The organism is Bacteroides sp. 3_1_23 (assembly GCF_000162555.1).
GTDB lineage: Bacteria > Bacteroidota > Bacteroidia > Bacteroidales > Bacteroidaceae > Bacteroides > Bacteroides ovatus.
Genome location: NZ_GG774957.1, coordinates 59,403 through 70,534, shown reverse-complemented (window position 1 = coordinate 70,534; position 11,132 = coordinate 59,403). Strand labels below are relative to the sequence as shown.

Sequence of the window (11,132 nt, the reverse complement as noted above, 5' to 3'; positions counted from 1 at the left end):
ACCGTCAATGAGCCAACAGCTTCAGAGATACCATCTTGTTGCAGATTATCGTAGCCAAGACTGAATCTAGAAATCATGGAATAATCCCCTATTTGTAGGAGCATTTTCTTTTTTTGATGTATATTTGTACGTTGTAGATATGACTTGTTGCATTGTAACTCTTAATGATGTGGTGTCTTTAAAGTTACTAAAAAGCAAACATATCTACAACTTTTTAATAGGATTAAGAAAGAAGAAGACAGTTGAAATAAAAAAGAGATTACCACCAAATTTGACGAAGAACCTTTTTGCCTGAATATTTTAATGATAAATATTTGAATGGTATGATAAGGCGTTAATATACAGTTGTTTAATGGGTGAATGAACGAATAGTCAGAAATTATATAAAGAGGGTTTGAAAATGAAATTAGTCAAACGTTTGACTAATTCGGAGGAAATACCTAACTTTGCCGCCGAAACGAAACAGGTAAAAAGAGTATAGAAAATGAGAGAAGGAGCAGAGTTTAGAGAACTCATGTTGCAGATTGTTCGTACCCGTATGGCTTTCCGCCGGTCTATGCAACGGACATTGAGAAAAAATAATGCGGGTATTACGTTTGAGATGCTTCAGGTATTAAGTAGTTTATGGCATGAGCAGGGAATTAGTCAGCAGATATTGGCGGAACGCATTGCAAAAGATAAGGCATGTCTCACCAATTTGATGAATAATCTGGAAAAGAAAGGGTATGTTCATCGGAAAGAAGATCTTGCCGACCGTCGTAATAAACTGGTGTTCCTGACTCCCGAAGGGGAAGAATTTAAAGAACAGATTCGTCCGATTCTCGATCAGGTTTATGTATATGCAGAAAAAATTGTTGGTATAGAGAGCATTGAAACTATGTTGTCTGAATTAAAGAGTGTATGCGATGTACTTGAAAATGTATAAGAAGTATGGGGCGGTTTTATCTAGCCTGTTTTTGGCTGCTCAATCCATAAATGCACAAACAGATTCTTTGTTTCTCACTATCGATCAGCTTTTTGAACGGGGGGTACAGCATAGTCTGCAACTTCAGGCGGATGTAATGAAAGAATCTATGGCGCAGGAGCGGATACGGACCGCACGGTCTGCACAGTTACCGGAACTGCAGATCGGACTGAAAGGGGGATTTGTAGGGCAGCCTGTTGTTTGGGAACGGGGATTATCCGATCCTTCATATCCGGAAGCACCGGACTGGTCACAAAATTATGCGATTGATCTGGCACAGCCTCTCTATCAGGGTGGTAAAATCCGAAGTGCTATTCATAAAGCGGATATAGAAAAACAAGTTGCCGAACTACAAACGTTGACCGATGAGGCGGAAATAAAGTTACGGTTACTCAATCAGTATATGAACTTGTTTAGTCTGTTTAAGCAGCATGAGATACTGACACGGAATATTGAAGAGTCGGAACTCCGGTTACGCGATATCCGGCGAATGAAAAAAGAGGGGCTGATTACCAATAATGATGTATTGCGGAGCGAAATGCAGCTGACTAATGACCGACTGTCTTTGGAGGAAGCGGAAAATAGCATTGCGCTTGTATCGCAGCAACTCAATATCTTGTTGGGGCAGGATGAGAACTTGTTATTACAACCGGATACAACCATTCTCTATCAGGCAGTTGCTTTGCAGTCCTATGATGACTATATTGTTCAGGCGTATGAAAATGATCCGGCGATGAGGCTGCTTCGCGCACAGACAGAATTGGCAAGGAATGAAATCCGTTCTGCCCAATCCTTATCTCTTCCCAGTGTGTCGCTATATGCATCGAATACATTGGCACGTCCCGTTTCACGTACATTGGCGGATATGTATAACAATAACTGGAATGTGGGAGTATCGGTTTCCTATCCTTTATCTTCACTGTACAAGAACAATCATAAAGTAAAAGAGAGCAAACTGATGGTGTCTTTGCGGAAGAATGAAGAAGAACAGAAAATGCAGGGAATCCGCATGGATGTACGTTCGGCATTTTTACGCCACAGGGAAGCGTTGCAGAGGGTAGAGGCTCTAAAACTGTCTGTCCGGCAAGCGGAAGAAAATTACCGTATTATGCAGAATCGTTATCTGAATCAACTGGCTATCCTGACTGATTTACTTGATGCGAATTCCGTCCGTTTGAATGTGGAATTGCAGTTGGTCACTGCACGCACTCGTGTGATTTATACTTATTATCAACTTCAGAAGGCTTGTGGACGTCTTTAATAAACAGAACAGATATGGCAATTGAATGGAAAGAAAAACAGAAGAAACTGAAAAAAGTAAGAGTTCGTAATATCGTTTTAAATTTAGTATGTGTCTGTTTGGCTGTCTCCGGACTTTGGTGGACTGCTAATTACTTCTGGCGTTATGTGAATTACGAAGTGACTAATGATGCTTTTGTAGATCAATATGTAGCTCCTTTGAATGTCCGGGCTTCGGGTTATATCAAGGAGGTTCGTTTTAAGGAACATCAATATGTCCATCAGGGAGATACTCTGCTGGTGCTTGACAATCGTGAATATCAGATTAAGGTAAAGGAAGCGGAAGCTGCATTGTTGGATGCACATGGCTCGCAGGATGTTCTTCATTCGGGTATTGAAACTTCCCATACGAATATTGCCGTACAGGATGCCAACATCGCTGAAGCGAAAGCGAAACTCTGGCAATTGGAACAGGATTATCATCGTTTTGAACGTTTGTTGAAAGAAGAATCTGTTCCGGAACAGCAGTATGAGCAAGCGAAAGCTGCTTATGAGGCAGCAAAGGCACGTTATCAGGCATTAGTTGCACAGAAACAGGCGGCATTATCACAATATGCGGAGACAAGTAAGAAAACAACCGGTACGGAGGCTGCCATTTTGCGTAAAGAAGCAGACCTGGATTTGGCTAAGCTGAATCTGTCTTATACGGTTCTCACTGCTCCTTATGATGGATATATGGGTAGGCGTACGCTTGAACCCGGTCAATATGTGCAGACCGGACAGACTATTTCTTATTTGGTGCGTAACAAGGACAAGTGGATTACCGCTAATTATAAAGAAACGCAGATTGCTAATATCTATATTGGCCAGCAGGTGCGTATTAAAGTAGACGCAGTGCCCGGAAAGATTTTTCACGGGGAAGTCACTGCAATTTCCGAGGCAACCGGGTCTAAATATTCCTTGGTTCCTACAGATAATTCTGCCGGCAATTTTGTAAAGGTGCAGCAGCGAATCCCTGTGCGTATCGACTTGGAAGATGTTTCTCCGGAAGAAATGGCACAGTTGAGAGCCGGGATGATGGTGGAAACAGAAGCTTTACGCAAATGATTACCATGAAGGAATTGGAGGCACCTGTTCGTCAATGGGTGCCCGATTGGCTTGGACTTATCAGCATTTTCATCGTGATTCTTCCGGTCACTATGCTCAATGGCTCGTATACAGGCAGTATGCTGGAAGTGTCGAACACGCTGGGTACTAATTCGGAAGATATTACGATGGGGTATTACGCTGCTTCGGCAGGTATGGCTATCGCATACCCGATTATTCCTAAGGTGTTAGCAGCCTTTTCCGTGAAATCTCTGTTATTGATTGATTTAGTACTGCAATTCTTCTTGAGTTGGGTTTGTGCACGTACGCAAAACGCAGATATTTTGATTGTCTGTAGTTTTGCTGTCGGTTTCTTGAAAGGGTTTCTTATGTTGTGGTTTATTCGTTATGCCCAGAAGATTTTCAGTCCGAAGAATGTGCGTAGCGAGTTCTATTCTTATTTTTATCCGTTGGTTTACGGTGGGGGACAAGCTTCGATGCTGGTAACGGCTTTACTGGCGTATCATTATAACTGGAAGTATATGTACTACTTTATGATGGTATTGATCTTGATTTCCATTCTGTTTGTTATCATCTGTTTCCGGCATAATCGTCCCATAAAAGCTGTCGCATGGTCTGATCTGCATATCCGTGAGATGTTTGTTATTTCGGCCGGGTTGCTGATGTTGATGTACGTTATCAATTATGGCAAAGTGCTCGATTGGATGGCTTCCGGTAAGATATGTATTTATATTGTAATAGCACCTATGCTGATTGCGCTGTTCATCTGGTATCAGAGCCGTTTGGAGAATCCTTATGTAAGTCTGGCTCCTTTGTTCCAACCCAAAGCAATTGTGGGCTATTTTTATATGATGCTCGTGATGTTTTTCAGTACATCAACCACTTTGCTGACTAACTATCTGACTGTTATTCTGAAAGTAGATACTACGCATACCTATTCTCTTTATATTTATTTGCTTCCGGGATATGTAGTCGGCGCCTTTATTTGTTTTTGGTGGTTTCGCTGGCAACGGTGGCGTTTCCGTTTTCTGATAGCGGGAGGAATGAGTTGCTTTGTGATTTTCTTTGCCATTTTGTATTTTGGCATTTCTCCGGATAGTACGTATGAGATGCTCTACCTGCCTATCTTCTTTCGTGGTTTGGGTATGTTGACTTTGATTATTGCTTTTGCCCTGTTTGCCGTGGAAGACTTGAATCCGAAATACTTATTGTCGAATGCTTTCTTCCTGATTATTTTCCGTTCCGTGCTGGCACCTATCATGGCGACTTCTTTTTATAGTAATGTACTGTATCGACTGCAACAAAAATATATGTATTCTTTGTCGGAGACTATAACTGCTACTGATCCATTGTCGTCAGCACGCTATAGCCAGTCGCTGAACAATGCGATGACACAGGGATATCCGTATGATGAGGCTGCGCAGTTGGCAACCAACTCCTTATATAATACGTTACAACAACAAAGCCTGTTGCTGGCACTGAAAGAGATTCTGGGTTATTTGTTGGTTATATCTGTTGTCATAGCTGTGATTTCTCGTTTTATTCCTTTCCATAAAACAATCCGCGTTACGTTTAAGAAAACAGGCGATGATATGGTATAACAAAAAAAGAGTTGCTATCCTTCACTCAATGATAAGTTGAACGGGATAGCAACTCTATTGTTTTAACAATGTATCTTTTATCTTCGATATATTTGTTGTATCAGATAGCGACCTGTTTACAAGGTTACCCCTGTTTTAAAGATAGCAATTTCGCGATAGCCTTTCTTTTCGTTGTTTACGAATTCACCGCTTGCCACTTTGATGATATAATCAATGAAGCGTTCACAAGTCTTTTCCATCGGTTCGTTTTCTACGATCACACCGGCGTTGAAGTCAATCCATCCCGGTTTGTTTTTAGCCAAAGTTGAATTGGTGGAAATCTTCATGGTCGGAACAAAAGTGCCGAAAGGAGTACCGCGTCCGGTGGTGAAAAGTACCATGTGACATCCACTTGCTGCAAGAGTAGTGGCTGCAACCAGGTCATTGCCCGGAGCAGAAAGCAGGTTGAGTCCTTTTTTCTGTAAACGTTCACCGTAAGGCATTACGCCGGATACATAACTCTTTCCACATTTCTGGGTACATCCCAGTGCTTTTTCTTCCAGAGTAGAGATACCACCGGCTTTGTTGCCCGGAGAAGGATTTTCACCTACAGGCTCTCCATGTGACAGGAAGTATTCTTTGAAGTCATTAATCAGATGGACAGTCTGTTCAAACAGCTCTTCGTTTTTACAACGGTTCATCAGGATTGTTTCTGCACCGAACATTTCCGGAACTTCAGTCAATACGCTTGTACCTCCCTGTGCAATCAGGAAATCGGAGAACATACCCAATAGCGGGTTTGCCGTAATGCCGGAGAAACCATCGGAACCACCGCATTTCAATCCCACACGCAGTTCGGACAAAGGAACATCGGTACGTTCATCTTTAGAGGCCTTTGCATACAAATCGCGGAGGATTTCCATTCCTTCTTCGTATTCGTCACCTACCTTTTGAGTAACCATGAACTTCACACGGTCTTCATCAAACTCGCCCAGGAACTCACGGAATACATCCGGCTGGTTATTCTCACATCCTAAGCCTACTACCAATACAGCACCTGCATTGGGATGAAGCACCATGTCACGAAGAATCTTTTTTGTATTTTCGTGGTCGTCACCAAGTTGCGAGCAACCGTAGTTGTGTGGGAAAGCAACAATGGCATCCACTCCCTTGCCTTCGGTTTCGCGACGCAGTCCTTCAGCCAGTTGACCGATGATACCGTTTACGCAACCTACCGTCGGGATAATCCATATTTCGTTTCTTACCCCTACATCACCGTTTTTGCGACGATAACCTTTGAATGTAAGATCTTTATGAGGAATATCCAAAGAAACCTGAATCGGGTTGTAAGTGTAATCCAACAATCCGGCGAGGTTGGTTTTGATGTTCGTTTCGTTCATCCAGTCACCCTGTTTCTTAGCCATTCGTGCATGTCCGATAGGATAACCGTACTTGATTACATTTTCGCCTTCAGCAAAATTCTTCAATGCGAATTTATGTCCGGCAGGAATGTCTTCGTTCAATGTAATTTCAATGCCATCTACAGAAAGATGCTCTCCTGCCGGGAGGTTAACAATGGCAACGGCAACGTTGTCGGCAGGATTAATTCTTAAATACTTTGTTTCCATGTAATGTACTTGTAAAGTTGTACTTTGTTGTTATTTGCTATGGTAATAGTCTATTGTTTCTACTGTTAACAAGTCGATGGGCATATAGTTGATGCAGGTCACTTCTTTCTTGAAAATAAGGTGATCGCAAAGAGCTTTGATGCCATTGGCGCCTTGCAGTTCCGGTTGCTGGGCAATGAGGAAAGAGATACTTCCTTCTTTCAGGCAAGTGACATTCCGTTCCAGAAGGTCATAACCTATCAGATTGAAATCTTTCTTTCCGCGACTTTGCAGGTATTCGCCGACGATATAGGCTTTAGAGTTGAATGTGATTCCGTTCTTCACTGTTGGATAGGTACGGAAGAATTCATCCAGCATCTCATTGTCTTCGTCGTTGCGTTCGGCATGCAAGTCGAGCTCCAGTATAGTACAAGACGGATGATGTTCTTTCATGTACTGCCTGAAACCGATTTCTCTGTTCTCTTGCTGGTTAGAACCTACAATTCCTTCATGTATTTTGCGGAAAATAACGATTTCCTTTTCATCCCGTGCCAGTAACATCATCATTCTGGCAGCGAAATATCCGCTTTGGCGTGAGTTCTGACCGAAGAAGGCGAGGGGAGGAACGTCTTTGATATTGGAGTCTATATATATATAAGGTATATCCAATGCTTGCAACTGATCGGTGAAACCTTTCGTATACTGCGGAGCGGTAGGAGCTACCATCACTCCGTCCGGCTGTAAAGCCAAAATGGCTTCGCTGGCATTTTCGAATGAATGATAGTCGTACGGATCGTAATAGTTGATTTTCACCGAAGTATTGAAATCCGAATAGGTGGCAATAGCTTCGTGGATACCGGTTTCTACCGCTGTCCAGTATTCGCCTTCCAGATGCTCCGGCAGCAGACAGATAAACGTATACTTCTTATTGGAAGCCAAAGCGCTGGCATACATGTTGGGCTGGTAGTCAAGCTGTTTCAGAATTTCTTCTACGCGTTTCTTGCTGGCTTCCGACACTCCGCTACGTCCATGGATAACGCGGTCTACTGTTCCCACTGATACATCTGCCAGACGGGCGATGTCTTTGATCCTGATCCTTTCGGGCAATTTATTCATACGATAACCTTTATTTATATAGGTTTTTGTGCTCGCACACAATAATAATCTTAATATTTTCGATACAAATATATAACAATTTTTGTAATTACGAAAATTGTTGTATCTTTGTGCCCGCACACGAAAGGTATGTGATGTTAGTCTTTTTATAGATTAATAGTCGTATTATCAGTGTGTTAACCCCTAAAATAGGGCTGAAATGATAAATTGAAAGTTCATAATATTAATAACTTAGAAATTGAAACATAAGATTATGGGAAAGAAAGTCGTTACATTAGGCGAAATCATGCTTAGATTATCAACTCCGGGTAATACTCGTTTTGTTCAATCTGATTCTTTTGATGTAGTATATGGTGGTGGAGAAGCTAACGTTGCAGTAAGCTGTGCCAACTACGGACATGAGGCCTATTTCGTAACTAAATTGCCGAAACATGAAATTGGACAGTCTGCTGTTAACGCATTGCGTAAATATGGTGTTAAGACAGACTTTATTGCTCGTGGTGGCGACCGTGTAGGTATCTACTACTTGGAAACTGGTGCTTCTATGCGTCCTAGCAAGGTTATTTATGACCGTGCTCACTCTGCTATTGCTGAAGCTGACGCTGCTGATTTCGATTTTGATGCAATCATGGAAGGTGCTGACTGGTTCCACTGGTCTGGTATCACTCCGGCTATCTCTGACAAGGCTGCCGAGTTGACTCGTCTGGCTTGTGAAGCTGCAAAACGTCACGGTGTAACTGTTTCTGTTGACTTGAACTTCCGTAAGAAACTGTGGACTAAAGAAAAAGCACAGTCTATCATGAAACCGTTGATGCAGTTTGTAGACGTATGTATCGGTAACGAAGAAGATGCAGAACTTTGTTTGGGCTTCAAGCCGGATGCTGACGTTGAGGCTGGTCACACAGATGCTGAAGGTTACAAAGGTATCTTCCAGCAGATGATGAAAGAATTCGGATTCAAATATGTAGTTTCTACTTTGCGCGAATCTTTCTCTGCTACTCACAACGGTTGGAAAGCGATGATCTACAACGGAGAAGAATTCTATACTTCAAAGCGTTATGATATCGATCCGATTATCGACCGTGTAGGTGGTGGTGACTCTTTCTCCGGCGGTATTATCCATGGTTTGATGACTAAACCTAATCAGGGTGCTGCTCTTGAATTCGCTGTTGCTGCATCTGCATTGAAACATACTATCAATGGTGACTTCAACCTTGTTTCTGTAGAAGAAGTAGAAGCATTGGCTGGTGGTGACGCAAGCGGTCGCGTACAGAGATAATTTGGAGAGTTGAAAAGTAAAGAAAATCAATTCATTTAAATAGTAAATAATAAGATGGCAAAATTCGATAAAATAGCCGTATTGAATAAGATCGGCTCTACAGGAATGGTTCCTGTATTCTATCACAAAGATGCAGAAGTTGCAAAGAAAGTAGTAAAGGCTTGTTATGACGGTGGTGTTCGTGCTTTCGAATTCACAAACCGTGGTGACTTTGCACAGGAAGTATTTACTGAAATCGCTAAATTCGCAGCAAAAGAATGCCCTGAAATGGCAATCGGTATCGGTTCTATCGTTGATCCGGCTACTGCTGCTATGTACCTGCAACTGGGTGCTAACTTCGTGGTAGGTCCGTTGTTCAACCCTGAAATTGCTAAGGTATGTAACCGTCGCTCGGTAGCTTATACTCCGGGATGCGGTTCTGTGTCAGAAGTTGGTTTTGCGCAGGAAGTAGGTTGCGATCTTTGCAAAGTATTCCCGGGTGATGTTTACGGAACTAACTTCGTGAAAGGTTTGATGGCTCCGATGCCATGGTCTAAGCTGATGGTAACAGGTGGAGTAGAACCTACTAAAGAAAACCTGACTGCATGGATTAAAGCCGGTGTATTCTGCGTAGGTATGGGCTCTAAACTGTTCCCGAAAGATAAGGTAGCAGCAGAAGACTGGGCTTATGTCACTGCAAAATGTGAAGAAGCTCTCGGCTATATTGCTGAAGCTCGTAAATAAGATTAGAGAGCGAAAGCTATCTACAATAAAAAGAGGTTGATGCGACAGTCTCTTTTAAAATATGCCTCGAGGGTTAGTTAGTTTAGTTAGTATATGAGGCATATTTTCATTTTGTTTAAAGGTGTTTAAAGGGGATAGGCCATCGGAATGAGTGACTCATTTCGGTGGCTTGTTTTTTATTTCCTTTTTATATGTTGTCGATGTTCGAATACATAAATGGGCAGGAATATTAACAAGAAGCAGAGAACACTGATGAGGAGCAGATAACGGTTGTAGAGATACTCTCCCTCCTGGGGAGGAGCACTTAACAGGCATCTTAAGCAATCGCAGTCCATATCCTGACTGTCGTGCTGGCAAAGCAAAAAGCAGAAAGTAATGAGAACGATACCTAATAACAGGCAGATGATTAGTAGATTTCTGCGATAATGTGTGTGTCTTTTGTCGGGTTTTGATAAAGAAGAAACCATGTTTTGTTCTGATAGTTATCAATGTAAAATGAAAGAAATAAAGGGCAGACAATGCCTGAATAGGATTGTCCTGCCCGATACTATTGATTATTGGTAGGAAATATACTTTTAATGGTTATTCCGGAACATAAATAATCTCACCGTTATCCAGTTCGTAGGCTATCCCTACTTTTCTTCCTCTTTTCCCTGAATCCTCCTCTTTCTGACCGGAAGGCTTGTAAGTGTTGATTTTCTTTCCTTCCTTGGAGATGATTTCCATATTTTCTTTACCAGGATTCTTCACGATGGTGAAATCTTCCTGTCCGAAAACTTCCGTCATATTCATGTGCATCACCATTGCTACCATCAATGCCACGGCAAATACCATCGCTACGTCGAACAAGTTTACTACTACACTTAGCGGGTCGGTATCCTCTTCTTTGAGGAATTTGCTGACTCTTCTATTTCTTTTCATTATTGGACTCTCCGGTTGTTTCGTTTAATACTCTTGATACATAATCGAGGTTGTTGACATCTTTGGCATACCAACGTTGTTTGAACTGCATGGATATCAGTCCCACAGCACTAATAACCAAACCTACAACAGTCGTTGCAAATACTACCTGCATATTATATGCCATTCCGGAGATATCTCCTGTAGAAAGTCCCACAAGTGCCGGACTCATGGAAATCAATGTTCCTATCAATCCGAGAACCGGACCTATCTTAGCCAGCATTTTAGAAAGAGACACATCTTTCTCTGCTTCATTCTCGAATTTTGTTATCAGGAAGTCAGAGTAATCTGCACTGGCCGGATGGTAGAGCAGATCGCGGAGATAACCCATATATAGTGAATTGTCTTTGTCGGGTAAAGCTGCTTTCAGATCGTCTATCCGTGCATCTTTAATGAGTTGGTCCAGTGCTTTGTCATTTTTACGTTTGGTCATGTACATGTTGTAGGTGCCTCCGATCAAAATAAGTGAACGAACGAACAGGCACAGCAAAATAATGATATCGGGTATAAGTAAACTGTTCGCTACCCAGAATAAAAGTTTAGAGATGAGTTCCATA

At 42.1% G+C, this 11,132-nt stretch carries 10 protein-coding genes; 6 read left to right on the top strand and 4 right to left on the bottom strand.

What is annotated here, in order from left to right:
- The first annotated feature begins 484 nt into the window (after positions 1–484).
- The 4 genes from HMPREF9010_RS01030 to HMPREF9010_RS01045 are packed head-to-tail and all read left to right on the top strand — an operon-like array spanning position 485 to position 4,911.
- A complete protein-coding gene (locus HMPREF9010_RS01030; RefSeq protein WP_004300160.1) occupies positions 485–925 on the top strand; it encodes a MarR family winged helix-turn-helix transcriptional regulator in 441 nt (146 codons plus the stop codon).
- Positions 906–2,225: a TolC family protein gene (locus HMPREF9010_RS01035; RefSeq protein WP_004300159.1), complete on the top strand. Its 1,320-nt coding sequence runs from the start codon at positions 906–908 to the stop codon at positions 2,223–2,225. Before HMPREF9010_RS01030 ends, HMPREF9010_RS01035 begins: the two co-directional genes overlap by 20 nt.
- Before the next feature lie 14 nt (positions 2,226–2,239).
- The gene (locus tag HMPREF9010_RS01040) at positions 2,240–3,310 is read left to right on the top strand and encodes an HlyD family secretion protein (protein WP_008651778.1); all 1,071 of its coding nucleotides are present in this window, start codon (positions 2,240–2,242) and stop codon (positions 3,308–3,310) included.
- Positions 3,307–4,911 (top strand): MFS transporter, encoded by a 1,605-nt coding sequence (locus HMPREF9010_RS01045; protein WP_008651776.1) that lies wholly within the window; start codon positions 3,307–3,309, stop codon positions 4,909–4,911. Before HMPREF9010_RS01040 ends, HMPREF9010_RS01045 begins: the two co-directional genes overlap by 4 nt.
- A gap of 116 nt (positions 4,912–5,027) precedes the next feature.
- On the opposite strand, the gene HMPREF9010_RS01050 is transcribed toward HMPREF9010_RS01045, so the two are convergent.
- Both HMPREF9010_RS01050 and HMPREF9010_RS01055 read right to left on the bottom strand, forming a co-directional pair.
- Positions 5,028–6,518, bottom strand: coding sequence for a UxaA family hydrolase (locus HMPREF9010_RS01050; protein WP_004303833.1), 1,491 nt, complete (start codon positions 6,516–6,518; stop codon positions 5,028–5,030).
- A gap of 30 nt (positions 6,519–6,548) precedes the next feature.
- The gene (locus HMPREF9010_RS01055) at positions 6,549–7,613 is read right to left on the bottom strand and encodes a LacI family DNA-binding transcriptional regulator (protein ID WP_004303832.1); all 1,065 of its coding nucleotides are present in this window, start codon (positions 7,611–7,613) and stop codon (positions 6,549–6,551) included.
- A 253-nt stretch (positions 7,614–7,866) separates the two neighbouring features.
- Here HMPREF9010_RS01055 and HMPREF9010_RS01060 point away from each other — a divergent pair, with 253 nt between their 5' ends.
- Both HMPREF9010_RS01060 and HMPREF9010_RS01065 read left to right on the top strand, forming a co-directional pair.
- On the top strand, positions 7,867–8,892 hold the full coding sequence (locus HMPREF9010_RS01060; RefSeq protein ID WP_004300154.1) for a sugar kinase: 1,026 nt from the start codon (positions 7,867–7,869) through the stop codon (positions 8,890–8,892).
- A 54-nt stretch (positions 8,893–8,946) separates the two neighbouring features.
- The gene (locus HMPREF9010_RS01065) at positions 8,947–9,615 is read left to right on the top strand and encodes a bifunctional 4-hydroxy-2-oxoglutarate aldolase/2-dehydro-3-deoxy-phosphogluconate aldolase (RefSeq protein ID WP_008651773.1); all 669 of its coding nucleotides are present in this window, start codon (positions 8,947–8,949) and stop codon (positions 9,613–9,615) included.
- A 582-nt stretch (positions 9,616–10,197) separates the two neighbouring features.
- Here HMPREF9010_RS01065 and HMPREF9010_RS01070 read toward each other — a convergent pair.
- Both HMPREF9010_RS01070 and HMPREF9010_RS01075 read right to left on the bottom strand, forming a co-directional pair.
- The gene (locus HMPREF9010_RS01070) at positions 10,198–10,536 is read right to left on the bottom strand and encodes a DUF2149 domain-containing protein (protein ID WP_004300151.1); all 339 of its coding nucleotides are present in this window, start codon (positions 10,534–10,536) and stop codon (positions 10,198–10,200) included.
- On the bottom strand, positions 10,523–11,131 hold the full coding sequence (locus HMPREF9010_RS01075; RefSeq protein ID WP_004300150.1) for a MotA/TolQ/ExbB proton channel family protein: 609 nt from the start codon (positions 11,129–11,131) through the stop codon (positions 10,523–10,525). The genes HMPREF9010_RS01070 and HMPREF9010_RS01075 overlap by 14 nt, the downstream gene beginning before the upstream one ends.
- Position 11,132: the final 1 nt, after the last annotated feature.